The organism is Cellulomonas sp. SLBN-39, from assembly GCF_006715865.1.
In the GTDB taxonomy this organism is placed as follows: Bacteria; Actinomycetota; Actinomycetes; order Actinomycetales; family Cellulomonadaceae; genus Cellulomonas.
Window position 1 is genome coordinate 1,721,580 of the sequence record NZ_VFOA01000001.1, and the last position, 21,715, is coordinate 1,743,294.

Sequence of the window (21,715 nt, forward strand, 5' to 3'; positions counted from 1 at the left end):
CCGGTCACGAGCACTTCTGCCCGAGTTCACCCCGCTCGGACGCGACCTCCACCCGTCTGCGCTCCCGCCACGTCCGCGAACTGCGTGCGGTACAGGTCGGCGTACAGCCCGCCGGCGGCGAGCAGCTGAGCGTGCGTGCCCTGCTCGACGACGCGCCCGGCGTCGAGGACGACCACGAGGTCCGCCTGCCGCACGGTCGAGAGACGGTGCGCGATCACGAGCGACGTCCGCCCGGCCAGCGCGGCGTCGAGCGCGACCTGCACGGCGGCCTCGGACTCGGAGTCCAGGTGCGCGGTGGCCTCGTCGAGCACGACGACGTCGGGCGCCTTGAGCAGCAGGCGCGCGATGGCCAGGCGCTGGCGCTCCCCGCCCGAGAGTCGGTAGCCGCGGTCGCCGACGACGGTCTGCGGCCCCTCGGGCAGCGACGCGACCAGGTCCCACACGTGCGCGGCGCGCAGCGCGTCCGCCAGCTCGGCGTCGGTCGCGTCGGGGCGCGCGAGCCGCAGGTTGCCGGCGATGGTGTCGTGGAAGAGGTGCGCCTCCTGGCTGACGACGCCGACCGTCGCCCGCAGCGACGCCGCGGTGACGTCGCGCAGGTCCTGCCCGGCGATGCGCACCGCGCCGCCCGTGGGGTCGTACATGCGCGTGACGAGCTGGGAGATCGTCGTCTTGCCCGCCCCCGAGGGGCCGACGAGCGCGACCATCGACCCGGCCGGCACGGTGAACGTCACGTCGTGGAGCGTGTCGGCGACGGGGTCGTGGCGCAGCGCGGCGACGGACTCCAGCGACGCGAGCGACACCTCGTCGGCGGCGGGGTAGCGGAAGTCCACGTGGTCGAGCTCGACGGACGCCCCGCGCGTGCCGACGGCGGCGCGCAGGTCGTCGGCGTCGGGCTTCTCGGCGACCATCGGCTCCAGGTCGAGCACCTCGAGGACGCGCTCGAACGAGACCAGGGCGGTCATGACGTCGACCTGCACGTTCGACATCGCGGTCAGGGGCCCGTAGAGCCGCCCGAGGTAGGCGGCGAGGGCGACGACGACGCCGACGGTGAGCTGGCCGCTGATGGCCATGAGCCCGCCGAGCCCGTAGACGACGGCCGTGGCGACCGCCGCGACGGTGGTCAGGCCGATGCGGAACCACGTGGAGTACAGGGCCATCCGCACACCGATGTCGCGCACGCGCCCGGTCTGCTCGGCGTAGGCGGCGGACTCGCGCGCGGGGTCGCCGAACACCTTGACCAGGTGCGCCCCGGCGACGTTGAACCGCTCGGTCATGGTCTGCGACGCGTCCGCGTTGAGCTCGTAGCTCTCGCGCGTGATGTCGGCGATGCGGCGCCCGAACCAGCGTGCGGGCAGCACGAACACCGGCAGCAGCACCAGCGAGACGAGCGTGAGCTGCCACGACATCGACAGCATCGCGGCCAGCACGAACACGACCGTCAGGGAGTTGCTCACGACGTTGGAGAGCGTGGACGTGAACGCCTGCTGCGCGCCGAGCACGTCGCCGTTGAGCCGCTGCACGAGCGCGCCGGTGCGGGTGCGGGAGAAGAACGCGAGCGGCATGCGCTGCACGTGGTCGAACACGGCGGTGCGCAGGTCGTGGATGAGGCCCTCGCCGATCCGTGCGGACACCCACCGCTCGCCGACGCCGAGCACGGCCTGCACGACCGCGAGCAGGGCGATCACGGAGGCCGTGCTCACGACGAGGCCGGTGTCGCCCGTGGCGACGCCGTCGTCGATGAGGCGCTGGACGAGCCACGGCGAGGCAGCGCCGGCGGCTGCGCCGAGGGCGATGAGGGCGAGGAACACCCCGAGCTGCGGGCGGTAGGGGTGCGCGAAGCGCAGGACGCGGCGCAGCGTGCCGCGCTGCAGGCGCTGGTGGACCACGGACCGGTCGGTGCCGAATCCGCGCATCATCGGGTTGCCGCCGCGCGGCATGCCGGTGGGGCTCATGGGGCCTCCTGGGGGCGGAGGGGCGGGACGGCGCGCGGGCGAGCGACGCCGATGCTGAGGTTACCTCACCATGAGCGTCATTCACCTTCGGGATGTTCCCGGGTAGCCTGCGCCCGTGGGCGAGCACGGGTGGTCGGACGGCGAGGGGCGCGGCGACGGGTGCCCCCCGCCGCGGACTGCCGACCCCTCCGAGGAGTTCCTGGGCCTCCTGCACGACGTGCTGCGCAGCGTCCGCCGCGAGGCGTCGACGATCCTCGGCCACGACATCACCCCCGGCCAGCTGCGCCTGCTCCGCACCCTCGACCACGCGGGCGAGCCCCGCCGCCTGGGCGAGCTCGCCGAGGCGCTCGACGTCGCCCCCCGGTCCATGACGTCCAAGGTCGACCAGGCCGAGGCCGACGGCTGGGTCCGCCGCGTGCCCGACCCCGCCGACCGCCGCGCCACCCTGGTCGAGCTCACCGACGCCGGCCACGAGCAGCTCGCCCGCCTCTCCGCCCGCCGCCAGGAGGGCGCCCGCGCCCGCCTCGACGTCCTCGCCCCCGACGAGCGGGCCGCCCTCCTGCACCTCCTGCGCCGCGTCGCCCGCGGCTGACGCGCCGAGAGTGCCGGCGCGGGCGCCCTTCGGCGTCAAGGTGCCTCTCCACGTCGTCGACGGCGACCTCCAGGCATGGCGCGAGCCCCGGGCCCTGCCGTCCGGCAGGTTCTCCCGAGGCTCACTTCCGACACCACCTCGATGGTGCGGCGCGCCCAGCACTCTACGGCGGGGGCCGGCTCGTCGAGGTCGATCGCGCCTGGACGAGCTCGCAGACCAGTGCGGCGGTGCGCGGTGCGCCGGCGCGCCCCAGCGCCGCGATCGTCGAGTCGTCGCTCGCCCCTCGAAGTCGTGCGACAGACGTGGCGTGCACCCGGTGCATCGTTGTCGGGAACTGTCGGACGAGGCGTGCCAGCAGTGCATCTGGCGTCATCACGTGCACGCCCAGCGGGGTCGTGACCTCCTCGGGGAAGTCGCGCACGTTGGAGGTGCAGAGCACGGTGGCCTCGGCGGCAACGGCTGCTGCGAGGACATGGCGGTCGTCCTCGTCGGGAATCGCGGCCTCGGCGACTGCAGCGCGCGCCTCGTCCGACGGGGTGGTCTCCGCGTACGGGAATGCACGGTTCATTGCCGTCACGAGCCGCTCCCCGGACTCGTGGGTGAAGCCTGCGACGTTCTCGACGAGGTGCTCGGTCATCTCGCGCAGGATCTCGGGGCTCCATGTCACCGAGATGACCTCCTCGTCCGCCGCGTACAGCAGGTAGTCGCGCAGGACGCGCGAGTACAGGACGTTCGCGTCGGCGAGGACGATGCGCGGTGGTTCTAGAGCCGTCACTCGGTCAGGCCGAGGTCGTCCTGAAGCTGTGCGAGGTCGGCGAGCGCCGAGCGGCGGCGATCCCGCTCGGCGTCGAGGAACGCGTGGATCGACTCGACGCTGACCCTGTGGTGGCTCCCGACCATGCGGGAGTCGAGGGCGCCCCGGTCGATGAGCTTGCGCACCTGAGCCCGGGACATCCCCATCAAGGACGCGGCCTCGTTCGGGGTGACCTCGGGGGCGGTGACCAGAACCCGCTCTCCCCGGGCGTGCGCGTCGACGAGGCGTGCGAGCAGCTCGGCAGTCTCGCGCGAGACCGCCACGTGGATCTCGTCGCCGGAGGCCTCCAACGCCCGGTGGAGTGCGGCGGCGTCCCGCTCGAGCGTCCTGACCACGTGGCCTCCATCTGCTGTATCTGCTGTATCTGTCGCAACTGTAGCAGTCGTGGTCCGGCCGGCTGTCGCGGAGGATGAGGCATGGCTGACGACGCGCCCCCGCGGATGCGGGCGACCTCGGTGAGCATCGGCACTCCCCGTCCGCGGCAGGCGGCGGCGTTCTACGCGGCGCTGCTGGGGTGGCGGGTGACGGCGGACGACGGGCCGGGGCCGGGGGAGCCGCCCGAGGCCGGGTGGGCGCAGGTCGCACCGCCGCGGGGCGAGACGGGCCTGACGATCAACCTGGAGCACGAGCGGCACTTCGTGGCGCCGGTGTGGCCCGCGCGGCCCGGGGAGCCGCTGGCGTCGCAGCACCTCGACGTGCAGGTCGACGGCGACCTCGACGCGGCCGTGGCGCACGCGCTGGCGTGCGGGGCGCGGCTGGCGGACCCCCAGCCGCAGGGCGACGTGCGGGTGATGCTCGACCCGGACGGGCACCCGTTCTGCCTGTTCGTCTGACGGGTCCCGGGGGCGGCGGTACCGTGCGGGGGACCCTACGGGAGGACCGGCGATGGCGCTGCTGACCTGTCACTTCTTCTCCGAGGCCCTGCAGGAGAGCACCGCCATGACGGTGATCCTGCCGGAGCCCGCGCACGGCCAGATCGGCATGGGCGGGGCCACGGGCTCGGAGCCGCCGCCGGTGCTGTACCTGCTGCACGGGCTCTCGGACGACGAGTCGATCTGGCTGCGGCGCACGTCGGTCGAGCGGTACGTGGCCGAGCTCGGGCTGGCGGTCGTGATGCCGCGCGGCGGGCGGTCATTCTACGCCGACGAGGCCTGGGGGAGCGCGTACTGGACGTTCCTGCACGCCGAGCTGCCGGAGGTCGTCGGGCGGTTCCTGCGGGTGTCGCAGCGGCGGGAGGACACGTTCGTCGCCGGCCTGTCGATGGGCGGGTACGGGGCGCTGCGGTGGGCGCTGCGCGAGCCGGGGCGGTTCGCGGCCGCCGCGAGCCTGTCGGGCGCGCTCGGCATCACGGACGCGGCGTCGGCGCAGGCGCGTGACGCGCTCGTGCCGCAGGTGTGGGCGGGCGCGGACCCGGCGGGCGGCGACGACGACCTGCTCGCGCTCCTCGACCGCGCGGACCCGGCAGCGCTGCCCGCCCTGTACGCGACGTGCGGCGCGGACGACCCCCTGCTGGGGTCGCAGCACGCGTTCGCCGCGCGGGCCGCGCAGCGCGGGGTGGCGCTGGAGCACCACGTGCACCCGGGCGTCCACGACTGGGCGTTCTGGGACCGGCACGTGCAGGACGTGCTGGCGTGGCTGCCGCTGCGCGGACGGGCGGCCGGGGGTGCGTCGGGCGCGTAGCCGGGCCGGGGCGTCACGGGCGTCGGACCGCCGACGACGCGTCGCATGACGACGAAGCCGATCATCCCGACGAGCGCGTTGGTGACCTGGGCGACCACGACGTCGGAGAACCGGTGCGCGTGCGGGGCCGCGTGGTGCCAGGCGGTGAGCGTCGCGCTGCTCAGCACGAGCCCGGTGGTCGCCGTCGCGGCGCCCGCGGCCTGGGTGCGCCGCCACGACGTGGTGGCGGTGGCGCGGAACGTGTAGCGGCGGTGCAGGGTGCTGCCGACGACCGTCGAGACGATCGTGCCCAGCAGGTGCGCGAGCAGCGCGGGCAGCGCGCGGCCGGTGGCGACGGCGACCACGAGCGCGTAGACGCCGCTGGCGGCGGTCCCGGTGGCGGCGTACCGCGCGACCGCAGCGGTCGCGGAGGTGCCGGGGCGGGTGCGCACGGGTTCCTCCACGACCGGTCCAGTCGACGGCGCGGGGCCGCACGTGCGCGGTCGGGCGGGGTGAACCGTGCCAGCGGGCGGGACCTGCGTCCCTGGCGGCTTGACCCGTCGTCCGTTTGGCGTATGTTAGGCGTGGCTAAGTTAGGTAGACCTCACTCGCTGGGCGCGCGTCCAGCTCAGGGGGTCGCTCTCGAGGGGGAGCCCCACGTGCACGAGCTGCTGTCCGCCGCGTCCGCCGACGCCTACGCCGAGGCCCTGCGGGGCACCGTCGACCGGGTCGCCTCGCGGTTCCGCACCACCACCCAGCCGTTCTCCGGCGCGAGCCGCGACGAGCTCCAGGCCCTCGTCGACGTCGTCGACCTCGACGGCCCCGGCCAGGGCACCAACGCCGCGCTGCGCGAGATCGACGAGCTCTTCGCCCGGCACGCCGTGTACTTCCACGACCCCGGCTACGCCGCGCACCTCAACTGCCCGGTCGCCGTGCCCGCCGTCGCCGCCGAGGCCGTGATCGCCGCCGTCAACGCCAGCGTCGACACCTACGACCAGTCCACGGTCGGCACCCTCATGGAGCGCCGGCTGGTCGCCTGGACCGCCGGCCGCCTCGGGTTCGTCGACGGCGGCGGAGTCTTCACCTCCGGCGGCACCCAGTCCAACCTGCAGGCCCTGCTCGTCGCCCGCGAGCGCGCCCTCGCGCACGCCCCCGGCGCCCACCCCGACGACCTCGTCGTCCTCGCCACGGCGTCGGGCCACTTCTCCGTGCGCAACGCCGTGCGCCTGCTCGGCCTGCCCGCCGACGGCGTCCGGCTCGTCCCCGTCGACGAGGACGGGCGCATGCGCGCCGACGCCCTCGCGATCGCCCTGCGGCACGTCGAGCGCGACGGCCGGCTGCCGATGGCCGTCGTCGCGACCGCCGGCACCACCGACCGCGGCTGCGTCGACCCGCTCGCCGCGATCGCCGACGTCTGCGACGCCGCCGACGTCTGGCTGCACGTCGACGCCGCCTACGGCTGCGGCCTGCTGGTCAGCCCCACGCGCCGGCACCTTCTCGACGGCGTCGAGCGCGCCCGCTCCGTCACCGTCGACTTCCACAAGGCGTTCTTCCAGCCCGTCTCGTCGTCCGCGCTCGTCGTGCGGCACGCCGCCGACCTGCGGCACGTCGCCCACCACGCCGACTACCTCAACCCCGAGGACTCCGACGAGCCCAACCAGGTCGACGTCTCCCTGCAGACCACGCGCCGCTTCGACGCCCTCAAGCTGTGGGCCACGCTGCGCGCCCTGGGCCCCGACCGCATCGGCGAGATGGTCGACGCGACCATCGACCTGACCGCCGCCGTCCACGACCTCGTCGAGCGCGACACCGAGCTGCACCTGCTCGCCCGCACCGACCTGTCGACCGTGCTGTTCCGCTACCAGCCCGACGGTGTCGACGACGAGCAGGCCGACGCCCTCGTCGCCGGGGTGCGCCGCCGGCTCTTCGACGCCGGCCGGGCGCTGGTCGCCCGGACCGTCCTCGACGGACGGCCGTGCCTCAAGCTCACGCTGCTCAACCCCGAGACGTCCGTCGCCGACGTGCGGCACGTGCTGGAGCTCGTGCGCGCCGCCGGCGCCGCCCTGCTCGCCGAGCAGCGGCTCGCGGAGGTGGCCCGGTGAGCGCCGCGGGGCACGTGCACGACGTCGTCGGCGTCGGCATCGGACCGTTCAACCTCGGCCTCGCCGCGCTCGCGGACCCCCTGGACCTCGACACGGTCTTCCTCGACCGGGCCGAGGAGTTCCGCTGGCACCCGGGCATGATGCTCGACGGCGCGACCATCCAGGTGCCGTTCCTCGCCGACCTGGTGACGATGGCCGACCCGACCAGCCGGTACTCGTTCCTCGCGTGGCTCAAGGCCACCGGTCGGCTGTACGCGTTCTACATCCGCGAGAGCTTCTACCCGCTGCGCGCCGAGTACGACGCGTACTGCCGGTGGGTCGCCGACCAGCTCGGCTCGCTGCGGTGGGGCCGCACGGTCACGTCCGTCGAGGTCGACCCGGACGACGAGGACCTGTACGTCGTGCACGCGCGCACCGCCGACGGGGTCGAGCGGTACCGGACGCGGCACGTCGTGCTCGGCGTGGGGACCCAGCCCGTGGTCCCCGAGGCGCTGCGCGGGCTCGACGGGCCCGCGATCCACACGTCGCAGTACCTCGACCGGCGCGCCGAGCTGCAGGCCGCCGGGTCGATCACCGTGGTCGGGTCGGGGCAGTCCGCGGCCGAGGTGTACCGCGACCTGCTCGACGGCGCCCGCACCCACGGCTACCGGCTGGACTGGGTGACGCGCTCGCCCCGGTTCTTCCCCATGGAGTACACCAAGCTGACGCTCGAGATGACGTCGCCGGAGTACACCGACCACTTCCACGCCCTGCCCGAGGCGCTGCGCGACCGGCTCACCCGCGAGCAGCGCGGCCTGTACAAGGGCATCAGCGGCGACCTCGTCGACGAGATCTACGACACCCTGTACCGCATGAGCGCGACCGGCCCCGTGCCGACCACCCTGCTGACGGACACCGAGGTGACCGCCGCCGCCTGGGACGGCGAGGAGTACACGCTGCGCCTGCGCCACGGGCAGCTCGGCACCGAGCACGAGCGGCGCACGCAGGCGCTCGTGCTGGCCACCGGGTACGCCGCGCAGGTGCCCGACGTGGTGCTCGGCATCGCGCACCGCCTCGACTGGGACGCGCGCGGGCGGCTCGACGTGGCCCGCGACTACTCCGTCGACGGCGGCCGCCGCCGGGTGTTCGTGCAGAACGGCGAGGAGCACACGCACGGCCTCACCGCCCCCGACCTGGGCTTCGGCCCGTGGCGGTCGTCGGCGATCCTCGCCGCGGTCTGCGGGCGCGAGGTCTACCCCCGCGAGCAGCGGATCGCGTTCCAGGACTTCGGCGTCCCCACCGGCGCGCACCCCGCACCGGCCGGGACGGTCGCACCGGCCGGGGTGCCTGCGGAGGCCGGCCGGTGACCGGTCGCCACGTGCGCCTGGGCGCCCCGACCACCGGCACGGACGACCCGGCCGCCCCCGGGGACGCGGCGCGTCCGGCGGACGGGCCGCGCGTCCCGACCCCGGCGGGCGACCCCGCGCCGCGTCCCGTCACCGGGCCCGGCGTGCCCGTGCTGCGGCCCGTGCGCCGCAGCGCCGAGACGACGATGCTGCCCACCGCGACCGCCCCCGCCGAGGCGTGGCGCCGCATCGGCCCGATCCGCCTGGACCGGGTGGTGCCGCACCGCGACGCGCTGCTGCTGCACTCCTGGCTGACGCACCCGGCGTCGCGGTTCTGGCAGATGGACCACCTCGGGCTGCCGGAGATCCTCGCCTACGAGCTCGCGCTCGCCGCCTCCCCGCACGAGCACGCGTGGCTCGGGCGGGTCGCGGGGCGGCCGACGTTCATGGTCGAGACGTACGACCCCGCGCGGGTGCTGCTCGACGAGGTGTTCGACGCCCGCCCGGGCGACGTGGGCATGCACCTGCTCGTGGCCCCGCCCGAGGCCGCGCCGCTGCACGGCCTCACCGACGCCGTCATGGCCGCGACCCTGCGGTTCTGCTTCTCCACCCTGCACGCCGACCGCGTCGTCGTCGAGCCCGACGTGCACAACGCCCCGATCGCCGCGAAGAACGCCGCCGGCGGGTTCCGCGTCGTGCAGGAGGTGCAGCTCGGCACCAAGCGGGCCGCGCTGTCGGTGTGCACGCGCGAGGACTTCGCGCGCTCCCGCCTCGGGCAGCCGCCCCTGCCGCCCGCCGCCGCGAGCGTCGGCGCCGTCGGCCCCCGCCGTCGCGCCCGGGCCCGCCGCCGGGCCGCCGAGCCGCCCGCCGCCCCGCCGGGCCTGCCGCTCGCCCCGCCCCGAACCACCGAGGACCCGTCATGACCGCAGCACCCACCGTCGCCGAGCCCGCCCTGACCGGGCCGGGCCCGCGCACGACGAGGCACCCCGCACCCCACCCGGCCGCGCACCTGACGCCCGAGGCGATGGCCGCGGCGCAGCGCCACCTCGTGGCCAAGGCGATCGCCGAGCTGACGCACGAGCGGCTGCTGGCGCCGTCCCGCGACCGCGCCGCGTCCGCCGACGGCGCCTACGTCCTCGCGCTCGACGCCCTGGACGGCGGCACCGTGACCTACCGGTTCCGGGCCCGACGCCTCGCGCTCGAGCACTGGGCCGTGGACGAGGACAGCCTGGTGCGCGACGTCGACGGCACGCCCGCACCGCTGGACGTGCAGGAGCTCGTGCTGGAGCTGCAGCCGCTGCTGCGGATCCCCGACGACCTGCTCGCCCTGTACCTGGAGGAGCTCGCCGCCACGCTGGCGTCGGCCGCGTACAAGCACCACCGCGGCGGGCCGAGCGTCGCCGAGCTGCTCGACGCGGACCTGGCGACCGTCGAGGCCGCGATGACCGAGGGGCACCCGGGCTTCGTCGCGAACAACGGCCGGATCGGCCTGGGCGTCGGGGAGCACGACGCGTACGCGCCCGAGGCGGCGCGGCCCGTGCGGCTGGTGTGGCTGGCGGCGCGCCGGTCGCTGAGCCACGTGGCCACGGGCGACGGGCTGACCGAGGACGCGCTGTACCGGCACGAGCTCGGCGACGCGACGCTCGCGGCGTTCGCCGACCGGCTGCGCGCGCTCGGCCTCGACCCCGCCGAGTACCGGTACCTGCCCGTGCACCCGTGGCAGTGGGAGCACAAGGTGGCGGTGACGTTCGCGCCCGACGTGGCGCGCCGCGACCTCGTGCTGCTCGGGGAGTCCGACGACGAGTACCGCGCGCAGCAGTCCGTGCGCACGTTCCTCAACGTGTCCCGGCCCGACCGGCACTACGTCAAGACGGCCCTCGGCGTGCAGAACATGGGGTTCCTGCGGGGGCTCTCGCCCGCGTACATGCGCGCGACGCCCGCGATCAACGACTGGGTCGCCGACCTCGTCGAGAACGACCCCGAGCTGGTCGCGTGCGGCGTGCGGGTGCTGCGCGAGCGCGCGTCGATCGGGTACACGGGCGACGCGTACCACCGCACGGCCCGCCCCAACGCGCACCGCAAGCTCATCGCGGCGCTGTGGCGCGAGCAGCCCCTCACGCGCGTGCCCGCCGGTCACCGTCTGGCGACGATGGCCGCGCTGCTGCACCGCGACGGCGCCGGGGACGCGTACGCCACGGCCGCTGTCCGGGCGTCGGGCCTGGCGCCCGCCGACTGGCTGCGCGCGTACCTGCGGGTCTACCTGCGGCCCCTCGTGCACTGCCTGCGTGCCCACGACCTGGCGTTCATGCCGCACGGCGAGAACGTGATCCTCGAGCTCGCCGACCACGTGCCCGTCGGGGCGTTCCTCAAGGACATCGGCGAGGAGGTCGCCGTCCTGTCCGAGCGGCCCGTGCTGCCCGCTGCGGTCGAACGGGTCCGGCACCCCGTCGACGACGCCGAGAAGGCCCTGGCGGTCTTCACCGACGTGCTCGACGGCGTGCTGCGGCACCTCGCCGCGATCCTCGTGCTCGACGACGTCATGACCGAGGGCGAGTTCTGGGGCGTCGTCGCCGAGACGATCGACGGGCACCTCGCCGACCACCCCGACCTGCCGTCGGGCGTGGACCTGCGGGCCGCACGGTTCGCGCACTCGTGCCTCAACCGGCTGCAGCTGCGCAACACGCTCCAGATGGTCGACCTCGCCGACCAGTCCTCGTCGCTGATCTACGCCGGCACGCTGGCCAACCCGGTCGCGCGCGGCGCGGTCGCCGGGCAGGAGCCGGACGCCGCGGGCGTGCACGAGACGTCCTGACGTGAGGTTCGAGGTCTTCCGGGACGCCCAGGGCGTCCCGCACGTGCGCGCGTCCGACGAGCGTGCGCTGGCGTACGGGCAGGGCTGGGTCACCGCGCGCGACCGGGCGTGGCAGGTGCAGACCGACCTGTGGCGCGCCGAGGGGCGGATGGCCGAGCACATCGGCCCCGCGGGCGTGGCGTGGGACGTGCTCGCGCGCCGCGCCCGGTTCGGCTCCACGGCGCGGCGCGCGTACGCCGCCCTCGGCGAGGACGACCGCGCCTGGGTCGACGCGTACGTCGACGGGGTCAACGCCGGCCTCGCGGACGCCGGGCCCGGTGGCGGTCGCGCGGTGGCCGAGGTCGTCGAGCTCGACCGGGTGCTGGGCGGCACCACCGGCTGGGACCCGTGGCCGGCGTGGGCGCCGCTCGCCGTGTTCCTCGTCAACCACGCGCTGTTCTCGTCCGCGCCGCGCGTGCTCTGGCACGACCACCTGGTGCGCGCCGCCCGCGCGTCCGGGCACCCCGGCCTGGCCGGCACGGACCCGCTGGACCTCGTGCGGCTCTTCGAGCCCGCGGCCGACGACCCGGGCAGCGGCTCCAACGCGTGGGCCCTGCACGGGTCCCGCACCGCGTCCGGGCGCCCCCTGCTGGCCGGCGACCCGCACCGCGTGCTCGAGCTGCCGGGCGTGTACCAGCAGGTACGCCTCGCGTGCGACGCGTACGACGTGCTGGGCCTCGCGTTCCCCGGCGTGCCGGGCGTGCCGCACTTCGCGCACACCGGCACGGCCGCGTGGGGCATCACCAACGCGGTCGCGCACTCCGGCGAGGTGGTCCGCGAGCTGCTGCGCCGCACCGGTGGGCGGCGCGACGGCCGGTGGGAGGCCCGCGGGCCCGGCGGCTGGGAGCCGTGCGACGCGACGACGGAGCAGGTGCTGGTCCGCGGCGGCGCACCCGTCGACGTCGAGGTGCTGGAGACGGCCCGCGGTGTCGTCGTCGTGCGCGGCCTGGACCCCCACGACCCGGCGTGGGCGGGTGCGCACGCACCGGGGCCGAGCGCGGCGACGACCGCGCAGGGCGACGGGTCGCAGGACCGCTCACCCGCCGACCCTGCCCCCGCGGACGACCGGCCCGAGGGTGAGCAGGAGACCGTGCCGCTCGTCGCCGTGCACCTCGAGGCCGGGTACGCGCTGCGCCTGCAGGCCCGCGTCGACGACGACCTCGGGTTCGGCTGCCTGCGGCCCCTGCTGCGCGCCCGCACCGCGCACGACGTGGCCGCGGCGCTGACCGGCTGGGTCGACCCGGTGAACCGGGTGCTGGCCGCCGACGCCGACGGCACCGTGCTGGCGTTCGACGCCGGCCGGGCCGCCGACCGCCCGCCCGAGCAGCGCCTCCTGCCGCTCGACGCCTGGGACCCGGCGCACGCACCCCGCCCCTGGCGTCCCCTGGCCCCGCCGACCGCCGTGACCGACCAGGCCGCCGACGCCAACGAGCGCCCCGCCGACCCGGCCCGCGACCACGGCAGCGTCTACGCGCCCCACCGCAGCGACCGCGTCCGCGCGCTGCTCGCGGAGCGCCGCGACCGCCCCCTCGGGCCGCCGGACATGGCGGAGATCCACGCCGACACGCACCTGGCCGGTGCGGAGCCCCTGCTGGCGCTCGTCGCGGACGCCGGCGCGCCCGGCTCCGCGGCCCTGAGCGCCGCCGCCGCCGCCGACGTGCGCACCCGCCTGCTGGCCTGGGACCGGCACATGGACGCCGGCTCGGTCGGTGCCGGGCTGTTCGCCGCGCTGCGGTCCGCGCTCGTCGTGCGCCTGTGCGCCGAGCCCGGCCTGGCGCCGCTCGTCGCACCGCACGGCCTCGGCGAGGCCTGGGACGCGTGGTTCGGCCTGCGCGGCCGCGTCGCCGCGGTCCTCCCCGGACTGCTGGCCCGCCCCGACCTCGTGGGCGACGGCCCCGCGCACGTGCGTGCCGCGCTCGAGCAGGTCGCCGGCGCGCACGAGGGCACCTGGGGCGACCGGCACACCGTGCGCCCCACCCACGTGCTCGCCGAGGTGCCCGGTGCCGCCGTCCCCGTCGTCTCGCCCGTGCCGCTCGGCGGCGACCAGGACACCGTCCGCTGCACCGGCACCGTGCCGGGCGTCACCGACCGGGCGTTCCGCGGCTCGGTGGCCCGCTGGGTGTGGGACCTCGCCGACCGCGACGCCAGCCGCTGGGGCGTGCCGTTCGGCACCGCCGGCGACCCGGCCTCGGAGCACTTCGCCGACCAGCACCCCGGCTGGGCCGCGGCGCAGACGGTGCAGGTCGTCACCGCGTGGGACGCCCTCACGCGCGAGCACGCCTCCGACCACCCGGACGACGCGGGGGACCGCCCGTGACCGCGACCGTCCCCGACCGCGTCACGGCCCACCTGGCCGCCCTCGGCCGCGGCGGGACGGTCGACGAGCGCGACCTGCCCGGGCTCGGCACCCTCACCACGACGGTGCTCGACCCGGACACCGAGCTCGACGTGCTGCACGCGTGGGTCACGGCCCGCGGCACCCAGTTCTGGGGCCTCGCGGAGCTCACCCGCGAGGAGCTGCGCGACACCTACGCCTACGTCGACGACCTCGACCACCACCATGCGCTGCTCGTCCGCCTCGACGGCGTGCCGGTGGCGCTCCTGCAGGTCTACGAGCCCGCGCTCGACCCCGTCGGCGAGGTGTACGACGTGCAGCCCGGCGACCTCGGCCTGCACGTCCTGCTCGGCGGCCGCCCGCCGCACGTGCGCGGCACCGGGTGGACCACACGCCTGTTCACCGCGCTCGCGGACGTGCTCCTCGACCAGCCGGGCGTCCGCCGCCTGGTGGGCGAGCCCGACACTCGCAACACGCCCATGCTGCGCCGCGCGCTCCTGCTCGGCGCCGAGCTTGGCCCTGAGGTCGACCTGCCCACCAAGCGCGCCCGCCTGTTCTTCGTCACCCGCTGACCGCGCGCTACCGGGTCGACGAAGGCGGCTAGTTGCTAGGACACCCATTAAACCGGACCCACCCGCCGCGACGCGGCCGGGTAGCCTCCGACTATGCCCGACGAGGTCTCCCAGCTCGCACTGCCGCCGAGCTTGCAGAAGGCAGACTCCGGGCGTCCATGCCGCACAAGCGAAAATCGCACTATAGGTCTCGCGCATGGCGAGCCGGATAGGCACTACCGCCAGCGACCGCGGCACCCCCGCGCTGAAGCCGCGCCTGCTCACGCACACGGTGGCCAGCACCTGGAACTCACCCGTGCGGCCACTGCCACCAGTTGCCGTACTCCATCGAGCTGAACACCGGGAACCACGGCCAAGCGGATCGCCGACGAGAGAGGATCAGTTTATGCATGAGCATCTGATCGGTTGCGCTGCGTCTGGTACATGCCCGTCACCAACAGCACACCTGCGCCTCGACGAAGTTCACACTTTCTGGCACAGGTGCCTGGACAACTATCAAGAGCCGAATCTCTTCCGGACAGACCTGAACGCAGGAATCCAAGCCATCCGCAATGTGACTTTCGCCCTTCAAAAAGAGATGCGTCACATCGAGGGCTTCACCGAGTGGTACACGCCGTGGCGTGACGCGATGACGCGTACACCTGTCCTAAAATGGCTCGTCCAAGCCCGGAATCAGATCGTCAAGGAAGGCGACCTGGTCACCCACAGTAGGCTGCGAGCCAGGCTTGTATTCGACTACTATGCTGCGGCAGCTATCGCGGAAGAGCGAGCGCACGAGTTCGCTCTTGAGCCAATTGAAATAGAGTCGGAGGTCTTGGCAAGCCTGGAGGAAGTCCGCGCCAACGTCGAAGAGTTGAGACTCCCGGACGCTGTCCTCGCTGACGGCATAGTCGTACTGGAGCGGCGCTGGGTAGCAGAGGGATTCCCAGCGTCTGAACTACTGAATGCTATTGCTTATGCATTCTCGTTTCTCGCCAGCCTTGTGCTTGACGCTGATGTGCAATTCTCCGCCACCAGGCCAGATCTTGAGTTGGACCCGGACACCATTGGAACGGTCGGCTGCCGATATCCGGCCGCTCTACGACCGCCGTGCATGGTGAGCACGCATAGGGCCCGCACAGCATCCTTTCGGTATGTCGACGGGGATTCGAACGTGGGCGGCTTTACGTCGGCGATCGAATTCGACCCGGAAGCTCTCAAGGCGGCCGCAGGGAAGTACGGGCCGCCGATGCAGGTAATTGGCGCCCGTAGCGCCCTCGACTACGTCAAACCGTACGCCGCGCTGGGAGAGCAGATCTTGCGGAGCGGCGAGGATCACGGGTGGTTTCACTTCTTCTACCGCGGTGGCGAGCGACTTCATACAGAGTTCGTGGCCGCGCGCGATAGGGCGGACAAGTTCGCACTTTCTCAGCAACTTGCCGAACTCGCTATTCGGATTGGCGCCGACGGAGTCCTGCAGGTCGCTGAGGTCTGGATCGGAAGGTTGCCGGAGGAAGGGCAAGCTCTCATTCCGCCTGCGCTGCAACCAGACCGCACCGAGGCGCTCCAGATATATGCTGAAATCTCTTCTGGCGAGACCCGCGGGCTAATTATTCCGTTCTCTCGCTCGGCATTTGGTGGCGTGCAGATTGGTGAGACAATCGAAGAGAGCCATCCGTCGAACTTCCTTCTACCGCTAAGAGCAGCCTGGCGAGCCGGACGACGGGGTGCGCCGGAGGCGGGCTCTTGACTTGAAGTAGCAACGTAACTCGGGAGGCGACCACAGCGGTTCGAGGGCAAGGGGCGCAGCGCCCGCAGCCCGCTCTGCGGGCGAGGACGAACGGTCCCGCGGCAGCGCCTCTGAACGGGTGACCTCGTTGAGGTGAGCCGCACGCCTGTGGTTGGGTGCGGGCACTGCGTCCTGAAACCACAACGAGACACATGCCAGCGACGGGTCTGTGAGGGGCGCCCCAGGAACCCTCCCGGTGAGCCCGTCGCCCCCACACGAGACAACGAACGCGCGCAGCGTCCCCGGTCGTCATCCCGGTGGCGTGTGGTCACGTCAGGGCATCCAGCGGGGCCTGCATGATCTGGTGCACGTCCTGCGCTATCCAGTAGTCACGCCCCGACATCCGACCGACCTTCGTCAGCCACCCCCTCGCCACAGCGTCCCCGACGAGGTTGCGCGCACCCTGGTTCGACAGGCCGGAGGCGCTCTGTGCCCTGGCCACCGTCATGATCGGGTTCTGGAAGACCAGGTCGGCGATGACGGAGAGGCGGCCGCGACTCGTCGACGCCTCGGAGAGGTACTCCTCACGCTTCTGGACGAGGAGCCGGGCGCGCGTCGCGCCGTCCACGGCCTGCCGCTCGACCGCGGTCAGGAAGAACTGGAGCCACTCCTGGATCTCGCCGCGCTCCCGCACGGCCTGGAGCCGGTCGTAGTACTCGGACCGCCGCGCCTCCAGGTAGCCCGAGAGGTACAGGATCGGAGCAGGGAGCCGCCCCTCCTGCATCAGGTAGAGGGAGACGATGAGCCTGCCGATCCGCCCGTTGCCGTCGAGGAACGGGTGGATGGTCTCGAACTGGTAGTGGAGCAGCCCTGCATGGATCAGCGGGGGGTAGGGGCTGGGCTCGTTGGCGAAGAGCTCGAGGTCGGTCATGAGGTCGGGCAGGTCGGTGTGCAGCGGTGGCACGTACTGCGCGGTGTCCGGGGTGTCGGTGGCGGAGCCGACCCAGACGGGTGACCGGCGCAGCTCACCGGGCATCCGCTCCTGCCCGCGCACACCGGACAGCAGCTTGCGGTGGACCGAGGTGATGAGGCGCTGGCTCAGCGGGAGTGCGGTGATGAGCTCCATGCCGAGCCGGGCGGCGTCGATGTACTGCCACACCTCCTGCGTGTCGACGGTCGCCTCGTCGAGGTGCGCCTCGGAACGGAGGACGTCGTCGAGGGTCGTCTGCGTGCCCTCGATGCGGGTGCTCGCGAGCGCTTCACGCCGCAGGTACGGGCCGATGAGCATCTCGGGGTCGCGGACCAGATGCCCGAAGCCGGTGAGCAGTCCGATGGCGTTGTCGGCACGCGAGAGGGCGGCGATCGTCGGGAGCGTCAGGTCGAGGTCGCGGGGGATCGGGCGTGGGCTGTAGTACCAGAACGCTCGGCGGTCACCGGGGGTGCGGTGAGGGCGGCCGAACACGGTGTCGGCATACAGCAACGGATCCATGATCCAAGTCTATGACCCACAAAGTGTGGGCTTGAACCCACTCCAGGCCATTGCTAGTTGGATTCTCGACCGCTCGATCCAAGTCTGCTGGGGAGCAAGCGTCTGTGATCCCAGTGAAGCGCCGGCAGGCTAGGAAGCGCGGCATAGGTGGGGCGACCAGAGCGCGGTCGGCGGATCAGGTCCGGTCGAGGCGGTCGCGCAGGAGGACGGCGATGTCGGCGACCTCGGGGACGCCGACCTGCGCGGGGACCGGCACGGGTGCGGGTGCCGTGTCGTCGGGGGCCGACGCGCGGGTGTGCGCCGCGACGCCGTCGCCGATCATCACGGTGCAGAACGGGCAGGCGGTGGCGATGGCGCTCGCGCCGGTGGCGACGGCCTCGGCGGCGCGGGCCGTGCCGATGCGCTCGCCGATGGTCTCCTCCATCCACATGCGCGCCCCGCCGGCGCCGCAGCAGAACGACGTCTCGCGGTTGCGCGGCATCTCGGCGAGGGTGACCCCGGCGGCGGCGAGCAGGTCCCGCGGCGGGGTGTACACCTGGTTGTGGCGGCCCAGGTAGCACGGGTCGTGGTAGGTCACGGTGGTGCCCGTGCCGTCGTCGCCGGTGCCGGGGGCGAACCGCAGCCGGCCCTCGGCGACGAGGGTGTCGAGCAGCTGGGTGTGGTGCAGCACCTCGTAGCGGCCGCCCGCGGCGGGGTACTCGCGGGAGATGGTGTTGAAGCAGTGCGCGCAGGTCACGACGATGCGCTGCGCCCCGACCTCGTTCAGCGTCTCGACGTTCTGCGCCGCGAGCATCTGGTAGAGCGCCTCGTTGCCGGCGCGCCGGGCGGGGTCGCCGGTGCACGTCTCGCCGTCGCCGAGCACCGCGAACGTGACGCCCGCGGCGTGCAGCAGCTCCGCCACGGCGCGGGTGGTGCGCTTGGCGCGGTCCTCGAACGCGCCGGCGCAGCCGACCCAGAACAGCCAGTCGACGTCCGCGGCGGACTCCACGTCGGTCCCGACCACGGGCACGTCGAAGTCCAGGCCCTTGGCCCAGTCGAGGCGCTGGCGGGCGGGCAGCCCCCACGGGTTGCCGCGCCGCTCCATCTTGGTGAACGTGCCGCCGAGCTCGGCGGGGAACGCGGACTCCATGAGCGACTGGTAGCGGCGGATGTCGACGATCGTGTCGACGTGCTCGATGTCGACCGGGCACTGCTGCACGCACGCGCCGCAGGTGGTGCACGACCACAGCACGTCGGGGTCGATGACGCCCGACGCGACGAGGTCGACGCCCAGGTGCGGGTCGGCCTGCGCCTCGTCGGTGGCGCCGGCGGCGCGGGCCGCCCGCACGTACGGGGCGGTCGCGGCGGCGTGGTCGCGCAGCGCGAGCGTGAGGAGCTTGGGGCTCAGCGGCTTGCCCGTCGCCCACGCGGGGCACTGGTCCTGGCAGCGCCCGCACTCCGTGCAGGTCGCGACGTCGAGCAGGCCCTTCCACGGCAGGTCCTCGACCGCGCCGACGCCCAGGCGCGCGTCGTCGGGCAGGTCGTCGACGGCCGTCAGGTCGAGGGGGTTCCCGTCGCCGTCGCGCAGCGGGGCCAGCGGCCCCAGCGCCGGGCCGCCGTCGGGCTCGCGCCGGGCGTACACGTTGACGACGGCGAGGAACCGGTGCCACGCCACACCCATGGTGGGCTGCAGGCCGACGACGACGAACCACGACATCGACACGAGGATCTTCACGGTCGCGACGACCAGCACCCACGCCTCGAGCGTGGCGCGGTCCGCCCCGACCCACGCCTGCCCGAACCACGCGGTCAGCGGGAAGTGCAGGGCGCTCGCCCACGGCTCGCCGTCCTGCACGGCGAGGGCGTACTCCAGCCCGCGCAGCAGCACCACGGCGACCACGACCAGCAGGATCGTCGCCTCCACGACGTACGCCCACGCGAAGTTCGACCCGAAGAACCGCGACCGGCGCTGCTCGACCTCCGGCTGCGACGCCCGCGGACGCGTCCGCACGCGCAGCACCACCAGGCCCGTGATGGCCACGAGCCCGAGCCACGCGAACGCCTCGACGGCCCACTCGACGGGCACCCAGTGCCCGATCAGCGGCAGCCCGTAGGCCGGGTCGACGAGCTGCCCGTACCCGGTGAGCAGCGTGAGGAACAGCACCGGGAACGACAGCATCACCACCCAGTGCGCCGCCCGCACCGCCGGGCGCTGGCGGAACCGCTCGTGCCCGAGCACCTCGCGCGCCAGGGTCCGCAGCCGCGCGCCCGCCGGCGCCCACCGCCCCGGCAGCGGCCGTCCCACGCGGATCGTCCGCACGATGACGACGACGCCGCGCGTGAACACGCCGACGCCGACGACCGTCGCGACGACGACGAGACCGATGCACACCACCTGGAGCCAGCCCACGGCGGACACGCTAACGGGCGCCACCCCCGCGCGACCGCACCGAGGTCCCACCGACGTGCCCCGCGGCGCGTGCCGCCAGCACGGCGCGCGCCTCCATGAGCGCGAACCCGAGCAGGTTCAGCCCGCGCCACCGGGCCGGCACGCCCGCGTCCGGGTGGTCCACCGCCAGCCCCACGCCCCACACCCGGTCGACGGGCGACGCCTCGACCAGCACCCGCGACCCCGTCGCCAGCAGGTAGGCGCGCAGCGCGTCGTCCGCGTCGAACTTCGCGACCGAGCCGGCGACCACCACGTCCCACCGGTGCGCGGCCCACACGTCCTCGTCGAACCCCCGGACCTCGCGCCCCAGGGCCTTGGCGTGCGCGGGGGAGCGGGCCGCCAGCACCTGCTCCGCACGCTCCGCGTCGTCGAACAGCACGGCCTTGCGCCACATCATCCAGTGCTCGGCCGAGGCGAACGTGCGCCCGTCGACCTCGAACGGCGACGGCCACCACTGGCTGAAGCACCCCCGCCCGAGCGACCCGTCGGGCCGCGGGCGGTGCCCCCAGAAGTGCACGAACCGCGGCACGCCGCCCTCCGCGCACGCCGCGACCAGCGCCGCGACGGACCGCGCCGCGAGCACCCTGTCCTGCGCGACGACACCCATGGGCGTCATCGTGCCCGGGCAGGACACGCGCGACGCAGTCCTTTCGCGTCGAGCGGCGTCAGCGGGCCGAGCGGTACTCCGCGGTGAGGGGGCACTGGAACGGGTCGCGGGCCGCCAGGCCGACGCGGTTGAGGTGCTCGACGACGATCTGGTACGACCGGGCCAGGCTCGTCTCGGTGTAGCGGATCCCGTGCTCGGCGCAGAACGCCTTGACCGCCGGCTGCACCTTGCGCAGGTTCGGGCGCGGCATCGACGGGAACAGGTGGTGCTCGACCTGGTAGTTCAGGCCGCCCATGAACAGGTCCGTGGCCCGGCCGCCGCGCACGTTGCGGCTCATGAGCACCTGGCGGCGCAGGAAGTCGATGCGCGAGTCCGGCGGCACGATGGGCATGCCCTTGTGGTTGGGCGCGAACACCGCCCCCATGTACAGGCCGAACAGCCCGAGCTGCACGCCCAGGAAGGCGAACGCCATGCCGACGGGCAGCAGCCAGAACACCAGCGCCAGGTACCCGCCCAGGCGCAGCGTCACGAACGCGATCTCCACCGGGCGCCGCTTGACCGGGCCGCGGCCGAAGATCGTCTTGATCCCCGAGATGTGCAGGTTGAGGCCCTCGAGCAGCAGCAGCGGGAAGAACAGCCAGCCCTGCCGGGCCGTGAACCAGCCGACCAGACCGGAGCGGGGCTTCTCGAGGTCCTCGGTGTGGAACACGAGCGCACCCGTCTTGATGTCGGGGTCGGCACCGACCTGGTTGGGCTTGGCGTGGTGGCGCGAGTGCTTGTGCTGCCACCACCCGTAGCTCATGCCCGCGTACAGGTTCGCGATCACCAGGCTCGCCCAGTCGTTCCAGCGGCCCGACTCGAAGATCTGCCGGTGCGCGGCGTCGTGCCCCAGGAACATGACCTGGCCGAAGAGGACGGCCAGCACGGCCGCGACGACCAGCTGCCACCACGACGGGCCGATCAGCACGAACGCGGCGAACGTCCCCGCGATCAGCGCGGTGAGGACGGCGAACGTCGTCCAGTAGTACCCGTACCGCCGGCGCATCAGGCCGGACTCCTGCACGGTGCGGGCCAGGGCGGTGAACGTGCTGACCTGGCGCTCGCGGACCGAGCCCGCGGCCTCGCTCGACACGGCGGTCACCGGGTCGGTCCGGACGTGGGCGGGAGGGGCGGGCGACGATCGGTCATCGGGGCTCCTTGGACGTGCCGGGCGACGTGCGGTGCCGACGGGTCGCGCCGCGTCCCTGTGGCCCGGCCCACTCTAGGGGCACGGCGGGCCGC

Annotated in this window: 17 protein-coding genes and 1 pseudogene; 10 read left to right on the top strand and 8 right to left on the bottom strand. The window is 73.8% G+C overall.

What is annotated here, in order from left to right:
• Positions 1-26: 26 nt before the first annotated feature.
• The gene (locus tag FBY24_RS07900; protein ID WP_142159560.1) at positions 27-1,952 is read right to left on the bottom strand and encodes an ABC transporter ATP-binding protein; all 1,926 of its coding nucleotides are present in this window, start codon (positions 1,950-1,952) and stop codon (positions 27-29) included.
• A gap of 115 nt (positions 1,953-2,067) precedes the next feature.
• On the opposite strand from FBY24_RS07900, the gene FBY24_RS07905 reads away from it, so the two are divergent.
• Positions 2,068-2,544, top strand: coding sequence for a MarR family winged helix-turn-helix transcriptional regulator (locus FBY24_RS07905; protein ID WP_222117219.1), 477 nt, complete (start codon positions 2,068-2,070; stop codon positions 2,542-2,544).
• A 163-nt stretch (positions 2,545-2,707) separates the two neighbouring features.
• Here the strand turns inward: FBY24_RS07905 and FBY24_RS07910 are convergent, their stop codons facing one another.
• Together FBY24_RS07910 and FBY24_RS07915 are read right to left on the bottom strand one after the other, a co-directional pair.
• Positions 2,708-3,319, bottom strand: coding sequence for a PIN domain-containing protein (locus tag FBY24_RS07910; protein WP_142159562.1), 612 nt, complete (start codon positions 3,317-3,319; stop codon positions 2,708-2,710).
• Positions 3,316-3,693 carry a helix-turn-helix domain-containing protein gene (locus FBY24_RS07915; protein WP_142159564.1) on the bottom strand — a complete coding sequence of 126 codons (378 nt, stop codon included), beginning with the start codon at positions 3,691-3,693 and terminating at the stop codon, positions 3,316-3,318. The genes FBY24_RS07910 and FBY24_RS07915 overlap by 4 nt, the downstream gene beginning before the upstream one ends.
• Before the next feature lie 81 nt (positions 3,694-3,774).
• On the opposite strand from FBY24_RS07915, the gene FBY24_RS07920 reads away from it, so the two are divergent.
• Together FBY24_RS07920 and FBY24_RS07925 are read left to right on the top strand one after the other, a co-directional pair.
• A complete protein-coding gene (locus tag FBY24_RS07920) occupies positions 3,775-4,191 on the top strand; it encodes a VOC family protein (RefSeq protein ID WP_142159566.1) in 417 nt (138 codons plus the stop codon).
• A 52-nt stretch (positions 4,192-4,243) separates the two neighbouring features.
• Positions 4,244-5,038: an alpha/beta hydrolase family protein gene (locus tag FBY24_RS07925; protein ID WP_142159568.1), complete on the top strand. Its 795-nt coding sequence runs from the start codon at positions 4,244-4,246 to the stop codon at positions 5,036-5,038.
• A 92-nt stretch (positions 5,039-5,130) separates the two neighbouring features.
• Here the strand turns inward: FBY24_RS07925 and FBY24_RS19760 are convergent.
• Positions 5,131-5,481: pseudogene (locus FBY24_RS19760) on the bottom strand (GtrA family protein); the annotation flags it as partial.
• Positions 5,482-5,676: 195 nt separating this feature from the next.
• Between FBY24_RS19760 and FBY24_RS07935 the strand changes: the two are divergent.
• The 7 genes from FBY24_RS07935 to FBY24_RS07965 all read left to right on the top strand — a co-directional run bounded on the left by FBY24_RS07935 (position 5,677) and on the right by FBY24_RS07965 (position 15,931).
• Complete coding sequence (locus FBY24_RS07935) at positions 5,677-7,119, top strand: pyridoxal-dependent decarboxylase (protein ID WP_142159570.1); 1,443 nt, start codon at positions 5,677-5,679, stop codon at positions 7,117-7,119.
• Entirely contained in the window at positions 7,116-8,465 is a 1,350-nt protein-coding gene (locus FBY24_RS07940; RefSeq protein WP_142159572.1) for a lysine N(6)-hydroxylase/L-ornithine N(5)-oxygenase family protein, read from the top strand. Before FBY24_RS07935 ends, FBY24_RS07940 begins: the two co-directional genes overlap by 4 nt.
• Positions 8,462-9,367: a GNAT family N-acetyltransferase gene (locus tag FBY24_RS07945; protein ID WP_255432292.1), complete on the top strand. Its 906-nt coding sequence runs from the start codon at positions 8,462-8,464 to the stop codon at positions 9,365-9,367. Before FBY24_RS07940 ends, FBY24_RS07945 begins: the two co-directional genes overlap by 4 nt.
• Positions 9,364-11,256: an IucA/IucC family siderophore biosynthesis protein gene (locus FBY24_RS07950; protein WP_142159574.1), complete on the top strand. Its 1,893-nt coding sequence runs from the start codon at positions 9,364-9,366 to the stop codon at positions 11,254-11,256. The genes FBY24_RS07945 and FBY24_RS07950 overlap by 4 nt, the downstream gene beginning before the upstream one ends.
• Before the next feature lies 1 nt (position 11,257).
• Positions 11,258-13,612: a penicillin acylase family protein gene (locus FBY24_RS07955; RefSeq protein WP_142159576.1), complete on the top strand. Its 2,355-nt coding sequence runs from the start codon at positions 11,258-11,260 to the stop codon at positions 13,610-13,612.
• Positions 13,609-14,202: a GNAT family N-acetyltransferase gene (locus tag FBY24_RS07960; RefSeq protein WP_222117220.1), complete on the top strand. Its 594-nt coding sequence runs from the start codon at positions 13,609-13,611 to the stop codon at positions 14,200-14,202. Before FBY24_RS07955 ends, FBY24_RS07960 begins: the two co-directional genes overlap by 4 nt.
• Positions 14,203-14,587: 385 nt before the next feature.
• Positions 14,588-15,931: a hypothetical protein gene (locus tag FBY24_RS07965; protein WP_142159578.1), complete on the top strand. Its 1,344-nt coding sequence runs from the start codon at positions 14,588-14,590 to the stop codon at positions 15,929-15,931.
• A 307-nt stretch (positions 15,932-16,238) separates the two neighbouring features.
• Here FBY24_RS07965 and FBY24_RS07970 read toward each other — a convergent pair whose 3' ends face one another.
• The 4 genes from FBY24_RS07970 to FBY24_RS07985 form a co-directional block, all read right to left on the bottom strand.
• A complete protein-coding gene (locus FBY24_RS07970) occupies positions 16,239-17,399 on the bottom strand; it encodes a Fic family protein (RefSeq protein ID WP_142159580.1) in 1,161 nt (386 codons plus the stop codon).
• A 175-nt stretch (positions 17,400-17,574) separates the two neighbouring features.
• Positions 17,575-19,788: a (Fe-S)-binding protein gene (locus FBY24_RS07975; protein ID WP_142159583.1), complete on the bottom strand. Its 2,214-nt coding sequence runs from the start codon at positions 19,786-19,788 to the stop codon at positions 17,575-17,577.
• 10 nt (positions 19,789-19,798) lie between these two features.
• Positions 19,799-20,434 carry an NADAR family protein gene (locus FBY24_RS07980; RefSeq protein ID WP_142159585.1) on the bottom strand — a complete coding sequence of 212 codons (636 nt, stop codon included), beginning with the start codon at positions 20,432-20,434 and terminating at the stop codon, positions 19,799-19,801.
• Between the two features lie 58 nt (positions 20,435-20,492).
• Positions 20,493-21,575, bottom strand: coding sequence for a fatty acid desaturase (locus FBY24_RS07985; protein ID WP_370510976.1), 1,083 nt, complete (start codon positions 21,573-21,575; stop codon positions 20,493-20,495).
• Between the last annotated feature and the right edge of the window lie 140 nt (positions 21,576-21,715).